At 69.0% G+C, this 21,176-nt stretch carries 12 protein-coding genes; 3 read left to right on the forward strand and 9 right to left on the reverse strand.

Annotated elements, in window-relative coordinates:
• Positions 1-37 precede the first annotated feature (37 nt).
• Positions 38-484, reverse strand: a complete 447-nt coding sequence (locus IE274_RS32150; RefSeq protein WP_190119456.1) for an ATP-binding protein — start codon at positions 482-484, stop codon at positions 38-40.
• Between the two features lie 153 nt (positions 485-637).
• Here IE274_RS32150 and IE274_RS32155 point away from each other — a divergent pair, with 153 nt between their 5' ends.
• Together IE274_RS32155 and IE274_RS32160 are read left to right on the forward strand one after the other, a co-directional pair.
• Positions 638-1,495 (forward strand): helix-turn-helix domain-containing protein, encoded by an 858-nt coding sequence (locus IE274_RS32155; protein WP_190119457.1) that lies wholly within the window; start codon positions 638-640, stop codon positions 1,493-1,495.
• The gene (locus IE274_RS32160) at positions 1,492-1,683 is read left to right on the forward strand and encodes a DUF397 domain-containing protein (protein ID WP_190119458.1); all 192 of its coding nucleotides are present in this window, start codon (positions 1,492-1,494) and stop codon (positions 1,681-1,683) included. The genes IE274_RS32155 and IE274_RS32160 overlap by 4 nt, the downstream gene beginning before the upstream one ends.
• A 60-nt stretch (positions 1,684-1,743) precedes the next feature.
• On the opposite strand, the gene IE274_RS32165 is transcribed toward IE274_RS32160, so the two are convergent.
• The 7 genes from IE274_RS32165 to IE274_RS32195 form a co-directional block, all read right to left on the reverse strand.
• Positions 1,744-5,895 carry an Eco57I restriction-modification methylase domain-containing protein gene (locus tag IE274_RS32165; RefSeq protein WP_190119459.1) on the reverse strand — a complete coding sequence of 1,384 codons (4,152 nt, stop codon included), beginning with the start codon at positions 5,893-5,895 and terminating at the stop codon, positions 1,744-1,746.
• Entirely contained in the window at positions 5,895-8,855 is a 2,961-nt protein-coding gene (locus IE274_RS32170) for a DEAD/DEAH box helicase (protein WP_190119460.1), read from the reverse strand. Before IE274_RS32170 ends, IE274_RS32165 begins: the two co-directional genes overlap by 1 nt.
• 92 nt (positions 8,856-8,947) lie before the next feature.
• The gene (locus IE274_RS32175) at positions 8,948-15,265 is read right to left on the reverse strand and encodes a protein kinase domain-containing protein (RefSeq protein ID WP_229909950.1); all 6,318 of its coding nucleotides are present in this window, start codon (positions 15,263-15,265) and stop codon (positions 8,948-8,950) included.
• A gap of 76 nt (positions 15,266-15,341) precedes the next feature.
• Positions 15,342-16,673: an IS5 family transposase gene (locus IE274_RS40485; RefSeq protein WP_372447177.1), complete on the reverse strand. Its 1,332-nt coding sequence runs from the start codon at positions 16,671-16,673 to the stop codon at positions 15,342-15,344.
• Between the two features lie 425 nt (positions 16,674-17,098).
• A complete protein-coding gene (locus IE274_RS32185; RefSeq protein ID WP_190119463.1) occupies positions 17,099-17,332 on the reverse strand; it encodes a hypothetical protein in 234 nt (77 codons plus the stop codon).
• A gap of 334 nt (positions 17,333-17,666) precedes the next feature.
• On the reverse strand, positions 17,667-18,065 hold the full coding sequence (locus IE274_RS32190; protein ID WP_190119464.1) for a type II toxin-antitoxin system VapC family toxin: 399 nt from the start codon (positions 18,063-18,065) through the stop codon (positions 17,667-17,669).
• Positions 18,062-18,349, reverse strand: coding sequence for a hypothetical protein (locus tag IE274_RS32195; protein ID WP_190119465.1), 288 nt, complete (start codon positions 18,347-18,349; stop codon positions 18,062-18,064). Before IE274_RS32195 ends, IE274_RS32190 begins: the two co-directional genes overlap by 4 nt.
• Positions 18,350-18,646: 297 nt before the next feature.
• On the opposite strand from IE274_RS32195, the gene IE274_RS32200 reads away from it, so the two are divergent.
• Entirely contained in the window at positions 18,647-19,840 is a 1,194-nt protein-coding gene (locus IE274_RS32200; protein ID WP_190119466.1) for a cation:proton antiporter, read from the forward strand.
• A gap of 63 nt (positions 19,841-19,903) precedes the next feature.
• On the opposite strand, the gene IE274_RS32205 is transcribed toward IE274_RS32200, so the two are convergent.
• Positions 19,904-20,497, reverse strand: coding sequence for an MBL fold metallo-hydrolase (locus IE274_RS32205; protein WP_190119467.1), 594 nt, complete (start codon positions 20,495-20,497; stop codon positions 19,904-19,906).
• Positions 20,498-21,176: the final 679 nt, after the last annotated feature.

Here is a 21,176-nt window from a genome sequence, read left to right on the forward strand (position 1 = left end):
ACCTTATGTAGCGCCTGTTGGCTCGGTCAACGAACCGTCAGATACCGGACCGAGTGGCCAGTTCCGCTCGTACGGTCTTGCCGCCCGGCGGGCGTGGCACGGTCTCCCAGTGGTCGGCGAGCAGAGCTACGAGGGTCAGGCCCCGGCCTCCGGTAGAGAGGTCGGGGTCCTCGCCGGCGGTTCGGGGGAGGCGGTCGCCGCGGGCGTCGGAGACCTCGATCAGGAGGCGGCCGGGGTGGGGCAGGGGGGTGTAGGTCAGGGCGAGTTCGAAGTTCCGGCCCGGGACGCGGCCGTGCAGGACGGCGTTGGCGGCGAGTTCGGCGACGACGAGTTCGGCACGCTCCGTGAGGTCCGGCGGGAGGACCCAGGTGTGGAGTTCGGTGACGGCGAGGAGCCGGGCGAGGCGGGCGCTGCGGCGGGAGGAGGCTAGCTGTTGCCTGAACGTCCGCGTAGAAGACGTGAGTTGGGGTGCGGTGTGGTTCATGGGGTCAGCGTGGCCCGCGCGGGGGTGGGGCGGCGAGAGGTGCGCCCCGTACGGGGGGTCACCGTACGGGCACGGAGGGTGGACAGTACGGGGCGTACGCCGTCACGCTGAGTGCGGGTGGCTGTGTGGTCGTACGGGAGGAAGGGGCGGCGGATGGTCAACGTAGGAGAAGGGGCCGGTGCGTTCTCGGAGGGGGAACGGGAACCGCATCCGTCGGACAGTCTGCGGACGTTCGGGGCGGTCGTGCAGGCGCTGCGCGAGCATGCGGGGCTGAGCCGGGTGGAGTTCGGGGAGCGGGTGCGGTTCTCGAAGCACACCGTGGAGTCGGTGGAGTTGGGGCGGCGGATGCCGGACGAGTTGTTCGTGGAGCGAGGAGAGGAGGCGACGGGGAACACGGGGGCGTTGCGGAGGGCGGCGCCGTATCTGTCGCGGGGGGAGGTGGGGCTGGCGGCGTGGTTCCGGGAGTGGGCGCGGTTGGAGCGGACGGCGGTGAGTCTGTGTACGTATGAGTGCAGGCTGGTTCCGGGGTTGTTGCAGTCGGAGGAGTATGCGCGGGCGGTGTTCGAGGGCACGATTCCGGTGGTGACGGACGAGCGGCTGGACGCGCTCCTTGCGGCGAGGGCGGAACGGCAGCGGATGCTGGTGGAGCGGCCGACGACGTTGTTCAGCTTCATTGTTGAGGAGCATGTGTTCAGGCGACGGTTCGGGGGTGACGAGGCCATGCGCGAGATGCTTGATCACGTGCTGGAGCTGACGTCCCGGCGGAACGTGACGTTGCAGGTGGTGCCCTTGGATTCGGCGCTTCATGCGTGCCTGGACGGTCCGGTGCGACTGCTGGAGACGCCGGAGCGGCGGAGGGTCGGATACGCCGAAGGGCAGCAGAGCGGTCGGCTCATCTCGGACGCGAATGAGGTAAGCCTCCTCCACCAGCGCTATGACACACTGCGCTCGCAGGCCCTCAACCACCAGAAATCCAGGGCCCTTTTGGAGAGACTGCGAGGAGAACTATGACGAGCGGTGCGGCGGATCTGTTCTGGTTCAAGTCCAGCCACAGCGGCAGCCAAGGCGATGACTGCGTCGAGATCGCGATCGCCGAACAGGCCGTCCACGTACGGGACTCCAAGGATGTGACCCGTCCGTCCTTCGCTGTCGGTCGAGACGGGTGGGACTGGTTCGTACGGTTCGCGTCGGAGCAGTGATACGTCGAAGGGGCGCCGTCCGCTGAGTAGCGGGTGGCGCCCCATCGCATTGTCCGGACGTCAGGCGTCCTGCCGGGCCGGGTGGCGCGGGCCCTGCCCCGGCGGCGGGGTGAGAGTGGACCGGTACGTGCCGGAGTCGCTCTCGTCGAGCGGGGTCTCCAGGGTGAGGCCGGCGGCGGCCATGCGGTCGTACTCGGCGAGGATCAGGTCCTTGGTGCGGTAGGTGCCGTGGGCCGCCTCGTCCTTGCGCTTCACGATGGGGAAGGTGTCGAGGATGTACGACACGTCGTCACGATCGATGCCATATAGATGGAAGAAGAGGGCGTCGAGTTCGGCGCGGATGACGGCGCGGCGGTCATCGTTCCAGCGGAAGGGGGCACCGGTGTCGCCGAGGTCGCGAGCGAAGTGGGCCATGTCATGGGCGCTGTAGGTGAGTTCTAGGAGGCGTGGGGCGACAAGTGCGAGGTGCGGATCCAATTGTTTTGGAGAGAGGAAGGGTAGTTGGTAGGTGATGAAGAAGTTCAGGTGAGTTCCGCCAACCTTGAACCGAGCGATGAAGTCAAGGGCGAATGACGAAGCACAGGCTCCCAACGCGCCGATCGCACGGACGTTATCAGTTTGGAAGGTGGACACGGGCAGGCTGTTTGCTGCCGCAGACTTGGGCAGGAAACCGACAATCGCTGTGCGCTCGTTCGTGGAGCTCGTGATGTCACGCCACCCAAGCAGCCAATTGTGGTTCCACCCCTTTGTGCGGAGTTTCGACTGCACGCCATCGGCAGTGATCTCTAGATCCTGACGGTTCCGCGTTCCGGTTGCAACATCGGACTCTGGGGCCCAACTGGAAGGCATTGCCTGGCGATCCGGGTTATCCAGGTTGCCTGCATCGAGATAGGCAGGCTGATTCTGTCGCTGCACCGCCGTCGCGCTCTTCACTACATCGGCAGCGCGGTGATTGAAGAAGTCGAGCATCTTCGCCTCGTACAGCGGAAGTAGCCGCTCTTCCCCGCGTACCAGCACGTTCCCGTCGAGTCGCCAGCCATCCGAGAGCATCGACTCAAGCGTCTCGCCGTTGGCGGTGGAGGGGCGGAAGAGGTGGGAGTCGTGGGACATGTCGAACATGCGCAGGAACGACACGCCCCACGGGTTGCCGTTCGCCTTGTCCGACTCCTTGAGGAGGACTGGTACCCGGCGGTAGATGCCGAGGGTGATCTCGGCGTCGCGGCGGGTACGGAACACCGGGCAGGTCCCGGTGTTGGGGTTGAGCAGGGTGATCTCCTCGGGGGTGAGGGTGAAGACCTTGTCGGGGGCCTCCAGCTCCGCCGGGTCATGGGCGAAGAAGGCGAATCGGGCGGCCGGTTCACGCAGCGAACGGCCTGCGAGGGACAGCACGCAGAACTTCATGCGAGAGTCCACCGCCGGGAAGAGCCCGCCGCGGTTCTCGAAGTCGAACAGCGCCGTCAGCGACCCCGCCGACACCAGGTCCTTGAAGAAGTACTGCGTCCGCGCGTCCGTCGCGATACCCGTCGGCACGATGACACCGGTACGCCCCCGGGCACCGGTCAGAATGCGGTCTGCCTCGGCGAACAGCGCGTACAGGTTGAGGTTTCCCTGCCCCGTCAGGGGATAGCGGCCGGAGATGCGCAGGAAGTGGCTCTCGCCGTACACCCTGCGCTTGGCGGCCTCGTACTCGTTGAACAGCCCGACGGTGTCGGCGTCGTCCCCGAGCGCCTGGATCTTCTTCTTCCGGGCTGCTGTGTTGTTGGTCGCCGCGATGTCCGGTGCTCGTACTGCGAAGAACTCCGTCTCAGGGAAGTTGATGCTGTCCCACGGCGGATTCCCCACCACCGCGTCGAACCCCCCGGCCCACCCCGTCGCCGGATCGACGCCCGCCCCTGTCTCCGGGACGGCGAACACCTCCGGGAACTCCAGATGCCAGTGGAAGAACCGGTACTGCTCGCTCAGTGCGAGCACCTCCGTGAGTGTCGCGTCGTTCACCGACGCCGTGTCCCCGGCGAGAAGGCTCCGTACGACGTCGTGCGTCGGTGCCTCCGGTGCTCCCGTCCGCTTCGGCCAGACGAACGCGGCACACCACGCGTCCGCGGTCTCGCGGTCCCGCGTGTACGCGGTGGAGTTCACGTACGCCTCGTACGCCGCCTCCTGGGCATGGACCTGGCCCAGATCGTCGGCCGGCGCATGGGTGATCCGGCTGAGCTGCGCCGCGAGCCGCGCATTGCTCGGCACCGTGACCTCAGACTCGGCGAACAGGTCGCCCTGGCCCCCGCGTTGGGCCTTGTTGCGCTTCTTGAGCGCGGCTGCGTACTTCTTGTCGTCGCCCTCGATCGCGTCGAATGCCTCGTCGGGCACTCCACCCGCGAGGAGTGACGGCGTCGTGCCGAGCAGCGCGTTGCCGTGCCGGACGTGCGCGTCCAGGAACCCCAGCGCCTTCCCCGGCTCCATCGCCTCCAACCACAGTGACACCTTCGCCAGGTCCACCGCCATCTCGTTGAGGTCGACGCCATAGATGCACCGCGCCACGACCTCCCGCAGCGCGTGCCGTACCGCGTCCACCGTCGGCTCCGGGTTGTGCTCGCGCACCGCCGCGACCCGCTTGGCGATCCGTCGCGCCGAGGCGACCAGGAAGTGCCCGGAGCCGCAGGCCGGGTCGCACACCGTCAGGCCCAGCAACTCCTCGACGATGTCGTCCCTCGGGTCCGGGCGTCCACCTGCCGAGGCCCGCTGTTCGCCGCGCTTGACCGCGTCGTCGATGACCGGGTCGAGGGTCGTGTCCAGCAAACACTCGATCAGCGACGACGGGGTGTAGTAACTTCCCGTCGTCTTACGGCTGTTGCCCGCCACCTCGACCAGCTCGAACGACCGGTCCGTCGCCGAGTGCTTCGGCTCCAGTTCGAGCAGCGACTCGTACACCGAGCCGAGCTCCTCCGCGTCCAGGTGCCGGTAGTCGACGGCCCGCCAGCGCCGAGCCCCCGGGTCGTGGACCTGCGCCAGGTGCCGGACGGCCGTGAGTAGCGCCTCGTTGGAGAGCTTCAGGCCCTCCAGCGGCGCGTCCGCATCCGTACGGGAGAACAGGCCGCCGAGTCCGGGCAGCCCCAGCTCGGGCCGCCCGCCCTCCGTACCCAGCGCGTCGAGTACGAGCCGCAGTGCCTCGTACTGGTCACCGTGCGCCGTGCCCTGGCGCCGCCGAGCCCGCCTGCGCAGCCGGTCCGAAGAGAAGTACTTCGCGTACGCGTCCTTGGCGGCCTCGTCCGCCGCCGGGTCAAGGAGCGCGTCCCGGTCTTCGGCGACGAAGACGAAGAGCAGCCGGTATACGAGGCGGAGGAGCGCCTTTCGCAATGCCTTCGGGGCGATGTCCTCGCGCAGCCGCCCGTTCTCCGGATGCCGCAGGAACCCCGTACCGAGCACGGTCAGCGCCTGCTGGACGCCAAGCCGCAGCTGGTCCAGGGCGCGGGCGCCGGAGGTGACGGCCTCGGTCCGCCACTTCTCCAGCCAGCACCCGGCCGCCGCCGCCCCCTCCGCCACCTCGAACCGCGACGCGTGCAGCACGCAGTACAGCAGCACGAACTCGCTGAACAGCTCACCGTCGAAGATCGCTTCCAGGTCGAACTCGACGTACGCGGCCGTCGCGAACGACGACGAGTCGCGAAGCAGCCGCAGCGTCCGCCCGTTGGTGAGGACCCCCCACAGGTGCGCCTCGGTCCGGTTGAGGCAGTCCTGGACCAGGGACTGCGGCGGCACCTGCCCGGCCGCCGGCCGCTTGTCCGGCTCCTGGTTCCAGGGGATCAGGTGGAGCAGCGCGGGCCCGTGCCGGTGCGAGATGCGGAACCGGGTCTCCGTATCGGAGTCGGCGGGGATGCCCTCCGGGCCGACCTCCGTCAGCGCCCCGAAGTCCAGCTTGCGGAAGAGCTGGGAGAGCCAGTCGGAGGAAGCCCGGCCCGTCGGGTCGGCGGCGGGCGCACCGGTCTCCGGGTCGGCGGGCAGCGCGGCGCGCAGTTCGCGCCAGAGCGGCTTGAGGTACTCCCAGGCGCGTTCGGCCTCGTCGCGGACGGCGACCGAGCCCGGCAGCCCGTAATCGGCGGACTTGGTGCCCGGCAGGTTCCGCGCCTCGGCGATACGGACGAGCATGTCGCCGGGGAGCAGCCCGCCGACGGTGGTGACGGCGGTGAAGACCGGTGCGGTGCGGGTGGCGGCGGACATCAGGCTTCGGCTCCGGTCACGAGAGGGGCGGATGCGGCGGCGGGCTGCTGCGGTAGATACACGTACACACCGAGGACGTCGGCGGGCTCCTGGGGGACGACCTTCAGGCCGCGGACGATCTCGGCACGGTCGCTGGTGTCGGCCTTCCGTACCCGCCGGTGCGAGGCGTCGAGATCGGCGGCGAGCGTGACACCGTACTCGGCGATGTGGCCGGTCAGTTCGGGGAGTCCGTCCAGGGTGCGGGTGATCTGGTTGCGGGCCAGCTGCTCGTGGGTGTTCGCGGCGGCCCGCGCCCCGAGGAGCGCCGACGCCGCCTCGTCGTCGAGCCAGCGGGCCCGGGACGGCAGGCCCTCGAAGGCGAGCAGCCGGGCGTCCTCGGCGACGATCTGCCGCTCCCCGGTGCGCGATGGCAGCGTCAGGTGGAAGCGGTAGCGGACCAGGAGCAGGGTGGTGCGGATGGTGACCGCGTCCGTGGTGACGACGCCGCAGCGGCGGGCCGGGCGCGGGCCCGGAGTGTTCGCGTCGAGGGCCGAGTCGAGGACGTACGAGGCGAGCGCGCCGACCGCCGGGTCGGTGCGGACCAGGGCCGCCTCGCCGCGCCCGATCGCCGGGGAGGTGCGGAACGGGATCTCCCGGTCCTCCTCCACGATCCGTCCGCCGAGGACCGCCGCGAGACCGTCGCGCACACCGGCCGGCGTACCGCCGACCTGCGCGGCGAAGTCGCCGGAGCCGTCGCGGGGGTCGCGGACCTGGGCGTCCAGGTCGCGCAGCGCCTCCAGGACGAAGTCGCGGACCTCCTCGGAGCCGCCGAGCGCGGCCCGTACGGCGGTGACCTCGCGGGCCACCTCCTCCGGGTGGATGGCGCGCTGCGCGTACTTCGAACGGGAGGTCCGCTCGCGCTCGGCGGCCGAGTTCCACTCCCGTTCCATCCGGACCAGGGACTCCTGGTGGCCGTCGAGGTCGAAGAGCCCTTCCTGGGTGCCCTGCCTGCCGTGCAGGAGCAGCCATTCGACCACCGCGTCGGTGACGCCCGAGGCCGTCTCGTCCGGGACGGAGACAGAGATGCCGAGGTCCTTCTTGATCTGCCGGTGCTTGGCGAAGAGGACTTCGAGGACCTTGCCGTCGATGCCGTTGTCCTCGCCGAACATGGTGATCACGCGGACCTGGTCGCGCTTCTGCCCGTACCGGTCGACGCGGCCCTCCCGCTGGTCGTGCCGGGTCGGGTTCCACGCCAGGTCGTAGTGGATCACCGCGTCGAAAGCGTGCTGGAGGTTGACTCCCTCGGAGAGGCAGTCGGTGGCGATCAGGACGCGTCGGACAGCTGGGTCCTCGGCATCCTCGGCGGCCAGCTTCTCGATGCGCTCCAGACGCTGCTGCGGAGAGAGCGTGCCGGTGACGGCGGCGATCCGCGTCTTCGTCCCCAGCTTCTTCTCCAGGTGCGTCGCCAGGTACTCGGCGGTGGGGATGTAGCGGCAGAAGACGATCGGGCTGTAGCCGTCCGCGATCAGCGACTTGAGATGCGCGGTCAGCGCCTTGAGCTTGGCGTCGGACGCGGGGCCGTACAACTCGGCTGCACGAACGGCGAGTTCACGAAGCCGCGGGTCGCCCTGCTCGCTCTCCGCCGCGCCCGGCGCGACGTCCATGCCCTCCAGCCGGTCACTGTCCGAGGAGTCACGGGTCAGCGGGGCGCCGAGGGCGTCCGCCTCGACGGCGGTCCGGGCGGCGGCGGACTCGGAACGGGTCTCCAGGGTGCGGGCGGCGGCGGCCGGCGAGGACACCATCGAACGGAGCAGCGCGATCACCGACCACCAGGCGATCCGGGCCTCCCGCTTGCCCTGTAGACCGGCGGTCTCCACCCGGTCCCGGGCGTAGGCGATGGCGTCGTCGAGCAGCGCCCGGTAGGCGGGGGTCAGCTTGTACGGCTCGTCCTTGGTCCACCGGTCGGAGGGGAACGCGGTCCGCTCGACGAGGGAGTCGTCGGCGAGACCGTCCTCCTTGGTGAGGTACTGGCGCACGTCGGCCCGCTTGCGGGCGACGAAGTGCTCGGCGAGACGGGCCCGGCCCGCGGGGCTCTCCAGATCGACCGTGGCCAGGTCAGGCCGGACGAGACCGAGCAGATTGCGGAACGCCGACTCTTTGCCGGAGTGCGGGGTGGCCGTGAGCAGCAGCAGATGCCGGTCCTCGGCAGCGGCGACCCGCCGCAGCAGCTCGTAGCGGAGCTGACTGGTGGACGAGGAGGCCGGGCCCTGCGCGTCGTCGGCCGCGACGCACGTGTGCGCCTCGTCCACCACCACCAGGTCCGGACAGTGCCGTACGAAGTCCTCGCGGTGCCGGGTCGACTTGATGAAGTCCGTCGAGATGATCGTGAACGGGTGCCGGGCGAAGAGCGACTGCCCCAACTCCAGGCCGCGCTCCAGACGCGACACGGTGGAGGCGAGGACCAGCTCGGCGTCGATACCGAACTTTTCCCGCAGCTCCCCCTGCCACTGCTCGGCGAGCGAGGGGGAGCAGAGCACCGCGAGGCGGCTCGCCTCGCCCTGCGCGAGGAGCTCCTTGACGATCAGGCCGGCCTCGACGGTCTTGCCGATGCCGACGTCGTCCGAGATCAGCAGCCTTACGGTGCGCTGCCGCAGCGCCATGAGCAGCGGCACAAGCTGGTAGGCGCGCGGCTCCACGGCGATCGACGCCAGCGCGCGGAAGGGCCCGGCCCCGGAACGGAAACCGATCCGCAGCGCGGTCCGCAGCAGGCCGGCCGCCCGCTGGTCACCCAGGTCGGACGGGCTCGGCGCCGCGAACTGGGCGGGCCGCACCTCCTCGAAGGCGGGAAAGACCGCCGCGACGTCGTCCTCGCCGCCGCCCAGCGGGCGCAGCACCAGCATGCCGGAGGCGCTCTCGGGGAGCACCACCCATTCCCGGCCGCGGGCGTTCACCAGCGAACCGGCCGTGTACGTGGGGCTCATGGGTCTCTCGGTTCCTTCGGGGTCGGCGGGGCGGAGTGGTCGGGGTGGGACCGGGGCGGTGAGCGTAAGGATCGGCGGGGAGAACGTAACGGTCAACGGGTCTGGAAATACGTCGCATTGTCGTCCGCCACGGCGTCCCAGTCGGTTCCGGCCCGGAAGCGCAGAACGTCCCAGCCGGCCTCCTCCAGGCGGTACCCGGCCTCGCGGTCCCGGGTGGAGTCGGCTGCATGGCCGGGAAGGTCGACGAAGACGGCGAGATTCGCGCCGTCCATGCGGAACACCAGATCCGGCTTGGCGGCGGCGCCCGGTACCAGGACGTCGACCTCGTCCGGCAGCCGGTAGCCCTTGGCCTTCAGCCAGCCGAGGAGATCACCCGAGGCGATCAGGGCTTCGAGGTCGGCCTCCAGCGGAGTGGGCGTGGCGAGGCCATCGCTGCCGGTCCGGGCGGGGCTGCCGGACCCGGTCGCGGCGGGTGCCGCCAGCCGGTGGTACTGCTCGCTCCGGGATTCGCCCCGGTCCTCGCGTTCGGTCTGCGAGCCCATGAGGCGCAGCAGCAGCGGGCGGGCCGCGAGGCGGCTCAGCAGGCGGTGGTGAGTCTGATTGCCGTACGTCAGCAGACAGGCGTAGCAGCCGCGGGCGCACTTCTCGCCGCCCTCCGGGCCGCCCAGGTCCTCCTCGGTGTCCGGGTCGAAGTGGCAGATCTCCAGGGCGGCGCGGGCCGCCTTCGCCAGCGCCCCTCGCTCCTGGCGCAGGCGGCGCAGCACACCGGCTCCGCCCTCCGCGGCCTCGGTGAAGAGCAGCCTGCGGCGCGGTCCCTCGGGCGGCGGCAGAAGTTCGGCCGTCAGCTCGGAGTCCTCCAGCTCGAAGGCGGCCTCGATGCCCCGCTCCAGGGCGTACAGGACGGAGAACGCGACCGGCTCCGGCAGCGGCTCGTCCAGCGTCGCCACCAGGATGTTCCGCCGGTCCTCCACGTACGGCAGGACCCGCTTCCGGCGGCGCTTCTCGTTGCCGTCCTCGTCGACCACCGGCATCCCGGTGCCCTCCACGGCGTCTGCGGCGGCCCGGTCGTTGAGCCAGCGGCCGTCGCCCAGGTCCAGCCAGTAGCCGTCCTGCACGTCCTCCTTGTCGCGGACCCGGCCCAGGTTGGTGATCCGGACCGTGGCCGAATCGCCGTAGTCGAGGGCGAGGACGGCAGCTCCTTCTCCATCCGTCACCTGCGAGGTGAGACGGCCCTTGCGGGCCCCGTGGTCCTGGAAGGCGTACGAGGTCTCCAGCCGGAAACCGGCCCGGCGCCGCTCCTCCTCGTCGGAGGAGATCCGCTCGCGGGGGGTGGTGTAAACGGTGTGGAGATGGATCAGGCCGGTGCGCTTCCCGGTCAGCTCTGTACGGCACATGGCGCAGCGGTCGAGGCCGGGACGGACCGGGTGGTGGTAACCGCAGGTGTCGCAGCGGCGTGCCTCCGCCGTCGCCAGATCGCCGGAGGCGTCCGGCGGCAGCTGGATCCGGGTCACCTGGTAGCGGGCGCCCTCGTGGTAGATCAGCGCACCCGGACCGAACTCGCGGATCGCCAGGAACCGCGGCCGCTGGAGGTAGTCGCCGTCGGCGTTGCGCCGGTTGCCCGAACGCGGGATGTACGCGGCCAGCGGCAGGCGCGGGAAGCTGTAGCCGGGGAGGAAGCCCTCGGAGGCCAGATAGCGGTAGGGGTTGAAGTCGCTCATCACCGACTTGCTGTCCGTGGAGCGGTTGAGCAGCAGATTCGTCTGCGTCTCGGCCTCCCGGCGGCGGGTGCGGGCGCGGCCCTGTTCGCCCTGGCTGAGCGTGTGGTCCACCACCCGCTTGTTCTGCTCGTACTGGTCGAGCACGGCGGCCCGGAACAGATCGCGCCACCGGTCGAAGGACTCGTCGAACCTGTCCGCGGCCCGCGCGACACGGTCCTCGATCCACTCGTCGTACCACCAGGTCGTGTCCTGGAAGTCCGAGATCAACGGCGCGAGCACACTGTGCGCGGCAGTGACCGCGCGGCGCCGGGCCCCCTCGTCGAGCGACCTGTCACGGATGTGCGTGTGCAGCGGCAGCACCATCCGGGGATCGGGCCGGTCCCCGCTCTCCGGGTCGTACGCCACGTCGACGACGTCAGGTACAGCCGTACCGAGCTTCATCTCGGTCTCCGCCAGCCAGATGCTCTGAACGTGCGAGCGGACCAGGTCCTCGTTGGCGAGATCGAGGCGGGGCGGCGCGACCTGGCCGGAGACCATCGCCTCCGAGCGGCGGAAGTAGTACTGGTCATGGCTGTTGCCCGTCGCGCAGTACGTGGTCACCAGCGCCGGCTGCCCCGAACGGCCCGCACGGCCGGAACGCTGGGCGTAGTTGGCCGGGGTCGGCGGCACGTTGCGCATCATCACCGCGTTGAGCGAGGAGATGTCGACGCCCAGCTCCATCGTCGGCGAGCAGTAGAGCAGCGGCAGTTCGGCCGTGCGGAACTCCTCCTCGCGCAGCAGCCGGTCCTCCGGCGGGACCTGCGCGGTGTGCTCGCGGGCGTAGAGCCCCGCCAGCTCGGTTGCGGCGTCGCGGTACAGATCGCGGAAGAAGGGGTTGACGCGCGGCCCCTCGCCGTGGCTGTAGGTGCGGGTCAGCGGGTCGATCGCCCCCGTCTCCCCACTTCCGGCCCGCCACACGATCGCGGCGGCCGACACCCGGTACCCGGTGCGCTTCTCCGCCGCGCGCCGACGGAACGCCGGCCCCGAACGCTCCGGGGTCGCCTCCACCTCGCGCACCAGGTCGGCGTCGCGGAGCACGGTGAGCAGAGTCTCGATCACCCCCTGCACATCGTCCTGCGGGGCCTCGCGCAGCGCGGGCACGTTCCGGCGCAGATACTTGCCGAACTTCCCGCGCGGCGACAGGAACAGAGCGGTGCGCTCCATACCGGGCTTGGAACCGTACGGGTAGGCCGTGCCGACGTTCGGCTTGTCGCTTTCACCGAGGACCCACGGGCCGGTCAGCCGCTCCTCGCTGGCGCCCTTCAGCGCGTCGAAGTCGTCCCGGAAGTACTGCACATCGATGGCCAGGCCCCGGCGCAGGAAGTCCAGGAGGGTGCGGGCGATCTCGGCACGCAGCTCCGCGTCGATCTCGCGGAGCACTGGGTGCGCCGCTTCCCAGCGCTCGGCGCGGGCGGCCACCCACTCCAGGTCCTCGTAGTCGATGCGCAGCAGACCCGTCTGCTCCAGGTTGGGCATGGTGATCCGCCAGCCGCGCTCCAAGTCGCGGTAGAGGCGGTAGCCGACGACGTCCCGGAAGGTCTTCGTCGCCCGGCGCTCCATGGACGGCGGCTGATCTGCGACACCGGTGTACTCGCGCGGTGCGAGGCCCATCACCTCCGTCACCGCCAGAGTCAGGTCGTCGTGGCGTACCCCCTCCTCACCGGAGCGCACGACCGCCGCGTACAGCGCCCCGCGCAACTGGGTGACCTGCGCGAAGTCGTTGAAGTGGCCGGCCTGCAGCGAGGCGTCCTGACGGTTGTCAACGAAGGTGAGGAGCTTGCGGGCCTCCTTGTCCAGGCTCTTCTCCGGCACCGCGCGCAGCGACTTGAGGATGGAGGCCGAGATCAGGGAGGTGGCGGAGGAGCGGCCCTCCTGGTCGAGCGTGGCCAGCTTGGCAAAGTCACGGCCGCGGGTCTGCTCGTACGACACCTGGCAGTGCACACAGAACAGGAACGGCGCCGGGACGAACGCGGCCTCCAGGCCCTCGCCGCCCTCCGCGCTCTCCGTGCCGAGGGAGTCGACGACGACGCGCCTGGGCACCCGCTCCCGGTAGGTCTTCCTCACCACCGTCAGACCATTCGCGTCCTGCTCCAGCCAGGACTCCGGGAGCCGCCGGTCGTCCACGGCCCGCTGCGGATCGGCGGGCCAGACGTAGTCCTCGCCCGGCACCCCGACGTACAGACAGCCCTCGCCCTCGCGGCCACCGGAAGCCGAGGTGCCACGCCTTGGCTCGTAACGGAAGATGCCGTCCCGGCCCTCGGTACGCCACACCGTGAGGTACTCCTGACCGCACTCCCGGCAGAACGACAACGGGTACAGCGGCATGCCGCCACTACCCGGCTGCTCCAGCTGGAAGGTGCGAGTAAGCGGGCGGGTGAGCGGGTTCTCCAGGGTCGTGTACACGGTGTCGCCCTTGGAGAGGAACTGGTGCAGGCGGAAGGCGAAGAGGGGACGCTCGGTCACCGGGTGCTTGGCCTGGGAACCGGCCTCCAGGGTGGCGCGGATCGCCTCCCGGACCTGGTCGGCGGGGACCCCGGAGCCGGTGGACAGTTCCTCGGCGGCCGACTCGATGGTCCGCGGCGCACAGCGGCGCAGCCGCTCGGTATCCGGCTCCTCCTCAAGGCCGAACCGGGACTCCACCCAGCGGGCGAGGGGGTCCCGGGTGAGTGCCTCGTACGCGCGGGGCGCCGCGGGCATCCGCAGCCGCTCGGGGGGAACGGCCGCCGGGGGCTGATCGGTGGCCCGGACCAGCGTCTCGCCGATCACCCGAGTGGGCAGCACCGTGGTGCCGAAGAGCCGGCCCGCGACCCGGGCGACCTCCCGCCGCTGGTCCTCCCAGGTGCCCTCGGTGGACATGGTCGCCGAGGTGCCGATGCACTGCAGGTTCTGCCCCGCACGGCATGCCTCGCGGACCCGGCGGATCAGCAGCGCGACGTCCGCGCCCTGCCGGCCCCGGTAGGTGTGGAGCTCGTCGAAGACGAGGAACTGTAGGCCTTCGGCGTTACGGATCAGACCGTCGCGGTCGTCCGGCCGGGTGAGCATCAGCTCCAGCATCACGTAGTTGGTGAGCAGGATGTCCGGCGGATTCCGGCGCAGCTCCTTGCGCCGCTCCTCGTCCTCCTGGCCCGTGTACCGGGCGAAGGTGACCGGCTCGCGGCCCTCCCCGAAGCCGTGCCGCAGGTACTTCTCCAACTCCTTGAGCTGGGAATTGGCCAGCGCGTTCATCGGGTAGACGACAATCGCCCGTACCCGTCGCGGAGCCCCCGGAGCGGCCGCGTCCCGCTCCTTCAGCACCTGGTTCACGATCGGCACGATGTAGGAGAGCGACTTGCCGGAACCCGTGCCGGTGGTGAGCACGTACGAGTCGCCTTCCTGGGCCGCCTCGATCGCCTCGCGCTGATGGCGGTGGAAGGTGAGCGGCCGGCCGTCCGGACGGCGGGCGTCCTCCTTCTTGCCGGCCTGGAAGATCTCGGCACAGCGGGGATGCAGAAGCCCGTCCCTGACCAGATCGGTGACCTGGCCACCGTCGGCGAAGAACGGATTCAGCGAGAGCCAGGGGTCGGGCCACTGCGACTTCGAGGCCAGGTCGTCCTCAACGAAGTTCTCGATCCGGGCGTCACGTATGACGGTGGCGCTCCGCGTGAAGCTCTCGTACTCCTCGATCAGATTCTTGTGGATGCCGAAGACGTCCATGGTGTCCGGCAGGCGGGGCGAACGGCGCGGTACCGGGGCCGGCTTCACGGCAGCGGGCTGCGGCAGTTCGGCGCGGAGCCGGGCCACCGGGTCCATGGCCGTCCACTCCGGGGCCAGCAGGTCGACCGTCGCGTCGGGGGCGAGCGCGTGCGGGATCAGGGCCTCGCGGACCAGGGTGGCGTTCTCCGGCCGGTTCTCCGGCTCCTTCTCCAGTAGCCGGGAGACCAGGCGCACCAGGGCCTGCGGCAGATCGGGCCGGACGATGGTCAGTCGCGGCGGCGGGTCGTACTGGTGCTGCACGGACAGCTCGTAGGCGGTCCGTGCGGAGAACGGGGGGCGGCCGATCAGCATCTCGTAGAGGACGCAGCCGAGCGCGTACAGATCGGCCGCGGCGGAGGCCGGTTCGGCGCGGAACTGCTCGGGCGCCATGTACCGTGCCGTGCCGACGCTCACGCCGGTGCTGGTCAGCCGCGTCTGGTCGGGGTCGTCGACGATCGAGCCCATGCCGAAGTCGAGGATCTTCACGGTGCCGTCGCGGAGCAGCATCGCGTTGGCCGGCTTCAGATCGCGGTGGACGACGCCAGCCGTGTGCGCGGCGGCGAGGCCGGAAGCGATCTGCGCGCCGATCGCGGCGACCCAGGAGACCGGGAGCTGCGGCTCTTCGTCCATCAGCAGGCCCAGGGTGTGGCCGTCGAGCAACTCCATTGCCAGATAGGGGAGACCGCTGGCACCCGGTGCGTCGTCGACTCCGCCTGCGATCAGATGGGTGAGGTTGGGGTGACCCTGGGAAAGCATGCGCATGATCTTCACCTCGCGGTGGAAGCGCTGTGTCTCCTTGTTCCCCTCCGCTGCCTCGACCAGCAGGCCGGTGCGGTTGCGCAGCACCGTCTTGAGCGCCACCTCGTACTGCGTCGAAGCGGGTGCGGCTTCCAGGTCCACGGCTCGGTGCACCTCGCCCATGTTTCCGCGCCCCAGTTCACCGGTGATTCGGAAACGTCCACCGACCTGCTCCAGTGCCACTGCTGCTCCCCGTCACTCACGTCGTGGTGGAAGGTAAGTATCTCGCGGGGAGTGTACACCAGAAGTGATGGTATGGGCTGTGAAGTGCTGTTGACCATGTCAACATGCCTGGCTCCGGCTCGGGCTGCGGCAATGAATGGAGGGGGCGGTGGTGGCGATTCGGTCCATGACCGGCAACGGTGTGCCAGATGGCCTGCGGGCCAGGGCGACGCTTCTGGCCGGCCTGCGGCAGGCGGCGGTAGGTGGAGTGGTGTCCAAGGCGGCGCTCCGGGTGCAGGTGGGAGCACTGGTCCTCGACGGGCATGCGCAGTAGGGGGAACGGGGGAAACAGCGGAGGCTGGATGCCAGTAGGGCAGGCGGTGGTGCATACCGAAGTCGACCCTTCAGCCTCTAAAAAAAGTTGCACGGCCTCATGGGGGAATGTGTGCGACGGGGTGGAGTTCCCGTTCCCGGACGCCGCGGTGAGTTGTTGCTCGCGCGATACAGAGACAGCGAGGGGCAAGTGTGGCTGAAGTATTAGACGTTGTCCTATGTGGTGAGGCGGAGTAGTCGTTTGTAGCAGCAGAGGGTGGCTGCCAGGCCGAGGAAGGCCAGGTAGTTGGAGGGGTGGCGTTCGTAGCGGGGGCTGAGGCGGCGGTAGCCGGGTCAGCCATGACAAGGTCCGCTCGATCACCCACCTGCGACGCCCCAGTCGTTCGCGGGATTCGATGCCCTTGCGTGCGACACGGACGCCGATGTGTTTGCCCCAGAGCCATCGCCTCAGGGCGGGGACGTCGTAAGCCTTGTCCGCGTGGAGGCGTTGGGGCTTGAAGTAGCGGCCGCGATGCGGGTCGTGTTGCGTGTGGAGTCCCGCCACCATCGGCTTCAGTCCTTCGCTGTCGTGGACGTTCGCCGCGGAGATCCCGACGACCAGGGGCAGTCCGTTCGCGTCCGACAGAACGTGCATCTTGGAACCCGGCTTGCCCCGGTCCCCACGGGGCTCGGACCTGTGTGTTCGCCCCCCCTTAGCGCGGACGTGGGTGGTGTCGAGCACGACGCGGGTGACGTCGATGAGGCCGGCGTCATCGAGTTGGTGGAGCACGGCCTGGTGCAGCCGGCCCCAGACGCCGGCTCTGGACCAGATCAGGAACCGGCGATGAGCAGTCGACTTCGAGATCCCAAAGCAGGGCGGCAGATGCCGCCAGGCGCATCCGCTGACCAGCACATAGATAACGGCGGCGAATAGCGTCTCATCAGGCGTATCCGGTGTCCCGCCACCCTGGGGTCGCACTCTCGACGGCGGGATCAACGGCTTCGCGATCTCCCACAGCCCGTCCGGAACGATCCAACTCCACGTCCCCTGGCCCATGGTGAGGTCCTACTCTTAGTACGGTGACTGTGTCTGGAGGCCGGTTCGGAACCGCGCAATGTACGCGTTACCGGCGCAACATGCCCGTCAATACACAACATGCGCCTGGAAGTTGTCTGTTGTGCGCAGACGGTGCCGGTCACCCGCACTCCTGGGATCAAGGGGCCGCAGGCTCGAACCCTGTCGTCCCGGCCAGCGTTTCACGCCGGTCGGAGGTCGTCTTTTCGGACATGAGGCAGCGGCCTTGAGCGTTTCGGGCCCGTGCTGGCGACAACCCACTCGGCATCCACGAGAGGCGCGCGTGCCTAAGCGGCCGTGTTGTCGGCGTCCACGGCAGCGGAGAGGCCAAGGCCGTCGCCCTCGATGTGTGGCGCAGAGACTTGGTCGCCGCTGCTGAAGCCCGGCAACCGGGAGCCCTCGATGCGTCAGAGCGACAGCAGATCGAGCAGGGAGTCGCCAGCCGTCGAGTCCAGCTCACCGCTCAGCGTAAGGCTGTTGAATCCGAGACTGACTCGTCGCGTGCGAAGGCGCGGAAGCAGATGGAGGACGACCAGAAGCGTCTTACCCGAGAGAGCACCCTTGCGGGAGATCGGATTCGACAGCAGCGACGGGAGTTCAGCCGGCGCGCGGTCGCACTCCAGCAGAACAGGGCGCTCCATGAGACGCTGGGTGCCTCCGTCGAGGCTGCCAAGCTCCGGCGGCGCGGATTGTCGTTCGCGTGCTACTTGCGATTCCTCTATAGCGGTCGGTGACGGAATGTTCGGCCGCCGGGGACAGCAGTGTGAAAAGTCGTGACGACGTTGACCAGCTCACCGCACTTGGTTCGATGTGTCTGGCATGGCCGGTCGACGCTCAGTGGACGCGGCAGTTGGGCGTGGGGGCGCGGATAGAGAGGGCGTCCGAGCGAGCAGTCGGTGAAAAGGTGCTGCACCGTGGGCGAGGCGGTCCACCGTTCCAGATGCGGGTGCGGGAATCCAACGTGTTCAGAGAAGGTCAGACCTTCTCTGTTGCAATCCGCGCATAGTCATTGGTGATCATGGTGATGTCCTCGACGTCCGAGGTCAGGATCGTGATGCGGCCAGGGTGAGCGAGGGCAGTGGCGCAGAGCATGGCATCGATGGCGTACTTGTGGCCGTGCAGCCCGGCCGTGCGTAGCAGGGTGGCGGCGGACTGGGCGATGGCCTGAGTGACCGGCTCTACGCGTAGTCGGGACAGCGTCCATCTCAGTGCCGCGTCATTGATTTTGGGGTGGATCACCTCGACCAGCACTGCGGCGGAGGTGACCACCGGCAGGTCGGCGTCACGGGCGGCGGTGAGCCACTCGTGGACCTCGCGGTCGCGTTGAACGGCCTTGGCCAGGCCCTCACTGTCGAGGGCGAGGGCGCCGCTCACGCAGCAGCCCCGGTGCCGGAAGCGGGGGTGGTTCCCGTGAGCTTGGCCCGCTTGGCAGCCACAGCCTCCGGGTCGGCCGGACCGTTGGCCTGGTCGAAGTCAGCGATCAGCTCGTCCAGGTTGTCGCGCTCGATCTGGCGTTGGGCAGCCTTCTCCAGGTACGCGGATACGCCGCGCTTGCCTACCCGCTCGCGAATGGCCTGCAGGGTGCCGGCGGTGAGGGAGACGGAGATCCCGCTGCTGGGGCCATCGCCGGGGAAGAAGTTGCTGTCGTCGTCAGCCATGATGCAAGTATGGCATTTCTAATGCCATAAGGCGACCTCCTGAGCCGGAACGTGCGTCAAGAGATCGCACGTAGTGCCCATAGCGCACGCAATGCACGTTGGCCATGAGCTCAAGTTGCCCCTGATGCGCCGCTGACCTGCAGTTTTCTTTCACATGTTTTTGATTCACATGTTCCCGATGACGCATCATGTGGAGTGCGTGGTGATCCTTGAGCCCGTCCAAAAGGGTCGCTGACCTGGCCGCTCGCCCCGTGCGGCGCACTGAAGTCGCGGCTTCGGGCTGCGACGATGCCCAGCGTGATTGCTTCGATCATTGTTGTTGGTGCCACGCTTGTTGTCTGGTCGCTGCTGGCTGAGAAGTTTGAGCGGTGGCGGTTTACCGCGCCGGTTGTTGTGGTGGTGGCGGGGGTCGTGGTGGGGCTCACGGTGCGGGACAGTGTGGGGGAGACGCTCAATACACATGCGGCTTTGCGGGCGGCTGAGATTACTTTGGCTGTGTTGTTGTTCGTTGACGCGGCCGATGTGCGTGGGGGGATGCTGGGGCGGCATCCCGGGGCGGTGCTGCGGGTTCTGTTGGTCGGGTTGCCCTTGAGTTTGGGGTTTGCCGTGGCGGTGGGGGCCTGGTTGCTGCCGGGGGTGGGGTGGCCGTTGTTGTTGGTGATCGCTTGTGTCGTGGTGCCCAGTGATTTCGCGCCCGCGCAGGCGATTCTGCGGGATCGGCGGCTGCCTGAGCGGGTGCGGGACGTGCTCAATGTGGAGGGTGGGTACAACGACGGGGTCGTGTCGCCGGTCTTTCTGTTCGCGTTGGTGCTTGCCGGGCACGCCACGGATGACCGGTCGCCGGGGGACGCGTTGGGTACGGCCGGGCCTTCTGCGTTGAAGGCGGTTCTGGTGGGGCTTGCGCTCGGGGCGGTGCTGGGGTTTCTGGTGAACCGGGCCGAGTCGGCCGGGTTCATGAATGCTCAGGCCAAGCGGTTGGTCCTTGTCGCTGCGCCGTTCTTGGCCTATGGCTGTGCCGTGGGTATCGGTGGGAACGGGTTTGTCGCTTCGTTTCTGTGCGGACTGGTATTCCATGCGGTTCGGCGTACCGACGAGACGCATCGGGAGATGCAATTGATTGACGACGTCGGGTTTCTTTTCGGGGTCGTCATGTGGTTTGTCTTCGGTACTACGGCTGTGTTCGCTCTGTGGGGCGGTGTGGACTGGAAGCTGGTTGTTTTCTGTGTTGCCGCGTTGACCGTGGTGCGGATCGTGCCGGTCGTGTTGTCGCTGGTCGGCTCGGGGGTGCCTGTCAGGGAAGGGCTGCTCATCGGGTGGCTCGGGCCGCGGGGGACGACTTCCATTGTGTTCGGGCTCTTGGCCTTCAATGAGTTGGATCGTGATGAAGATTCCGTGATCGTGCTGACGGTTCTTGTGGTGGCTGTGCTTGGCAGCGTTGCGTTGCATGGGCTGGGGTCGCCCGTTACCGCCCGGAAGTATCGGCAGGTCTAAGCGTTCCGGTGGTGCGAGTCGTCGGCTGTTGGGTGAGTAGAACGGGGTGACTAGAGCGAGTGGTTAGAGCGGGGTGGTGTCGTCCGGGGTGAAGGGGGCGCCGTGGCCGGGGACTATCAGGTCCGCGGTGTGGTGTACGCGGGTGCGTGAGGCGCGCAGGATGTCGCGGTCGGGGGCTACCGGGTCGTCCGCGGGGCCTGCCGAGTGCCACCACAGGTCGCCTGCGAAGGCGATGACGCCGGTGTCGGTGCCCGCGAGGAGGGTGATGTCCTCGGGGCTGTGGCCGGGGGTGCGGATCAGGCGGAGGGACGGGGTGAGTTCGTGGCCTTCGGCGTCGCGGTTCGTCCAGGTGTTGTGCTGGTATTCGACCTTGTGGTCGTGGATGCGGGCCTGGGGGAAGAGGCCGGCGTTGAGGGTGTTGTCGGGGTGGTGGTGGCTGAGGATGACGTCGGTGATGTCGTCGGGGGTCAGGCCGAGTTCGGCGAGGGGGCCGAGGATGTCGTCGCGGCTCGCGACCATGCCGGGGTCGAAGATGATGTGGCGGTCCGCGTCGGTGATGTAGGAGACGGTGGCGGCGACGCCGGGGCCGGTGGAACCGACGTAGCCGGTGGTCAGGACCTTGTAGGTGGCGGTGCGGGCGAGCTGTGTGTGCGTCATGGCTTTGATTCTTCCGAGCCCCGTCATGCCCGACGAGTGGCACGTCTGCCTGTGATCGCGGGATTCGTGCCAGCGGGAAGGGTGAGGTCAGGGCGGGCCGACCGCCGTCCGGCGGACGGTCTCGGCGCTCGTACCGAGGAGAGCTGCTGCCTGTCCAATGCTGTACGACCGCACAGCGGCACTCCACGGGGAGCGCGCCACTCCGACCGCTGACCGGAAGTAGAGGTTCCGGTTGGATTCCGGGTGTCCTCCGAGCCTCTGCTTGCGTGTCCGCCGCAACCCCGCCCGGGTGCCCTCCGCGCCCCCGCCCCGCGGTCCGAGTGCGGCTCGGCCCGGCCGCCCGAGCCGCGCTGTCCCGGCGACGGGACACGGCAAACCACCGGGCGTCCGCGGGCCGGACGGTGACTGCTTCGCGGAACGCGGTTCTGCTTCGCGGCCGTCTCCGATATCGGCGCGAGTGTTCCGTGCGGCGCTGTTCCGGGTGGTGCAGGCCCGTACGGGTGGCACTGCCGAACGAGCGGCGCGGGTGCTCGGTCGCGTCGGTGAACAGGGTTTTCGCGCCCTGTCATGCGCGCGCTCGCCGCTCGGCCTCCGTGGCGCGGGTCGATCAATGATCCTGGCTTGAGGTCCAACGTCTAAACCACTGTGGGGGATGGTCGCTTTGTGCTCTTTTGGGCGG

It is taken from the genome of Streptomyces flavofungini (genome assembly GCF_014650815.1).
In the GTDB taxonomy this organism is placed as follows: Bacteria; Actinomycetota; Actinomycetes; order Streptomycetales; family Streptomycetaceae; genus Streptomyces; species Streptomyces flavofungini.

Bases quoted from the DNA above. Each gene is read 5' to 3' on its own strand.
- IE274_RS32150 (WP_190119456.1), bottom strand. From the start codon at position 484: ATGAACCACACCGCACCCCAACTCACGTCTTCTACGCGGACGTTCAGG.
- IE274_RS32155 (WP_190119457.1), top strand. From the start codon at position 638: ATGGTCAACGTAGGAGAAGGGGCCGGTGCGTTCTCGGAGGGGGAACGG.
- IE274_RS32160 (WP_190119458.1), top strand. From the start codon at position 1,492: ATGACGAGCGGTGCGGCGGATCTGTTCTGGTTCAAGTCCAGCCACAGC.
- IE274_RS32165 (WP_190119459.1), bottom strand. From the start codon at position 5,895: ATGTCCGCCGCCACCCGCACCGCACCGGTCTTCACCGCCGTCACCACC.
- IE274_RS32170 (WP_190119460.1), bottom strand. From the start codon at position 8,855: ATGAGCCCCACGTACACGGCCGGTTCGCTGGTGAACGCCCGCGGCCGG.
- IE274_RS32175 (WP_229909950.1), bottom strand. From the start codon at position 15,265: ATGGGCGAGGTGCACCGAGCCGTGGACCTGGAAGCCGCACCCGCTTCG.
- IE274_RS40485 (WP_372447177.1), bottom strand. From the start codon at position 16,673: ATGGGCCAGGGGACGTGGAGTTGGATCGTTCCGGACGGGCTGTGGGAG.
- IE274_RS32185 (WP_190119463.1), bottom strand. From the start codon at position 17,332: ATGGAGCGCCCTGTTCTGCTGGAGTGCGACCGCGCGCCGGCTGAACTC.
- IE274_RS32195 (WP_190119465.1), bottom strand. From the start codon at position 18,349: ATGGCTGACGACGACAGCAACTTCTTCCCCGGCGATGGCCCCAGCAGC.
- IE274_RS32205 (WP_190119467.1), bottom strand. From the start codon at position 20,497: ATGACGCACACACAGCTCGCCCGCACCGCCACCTACAAGGTCCTGACC.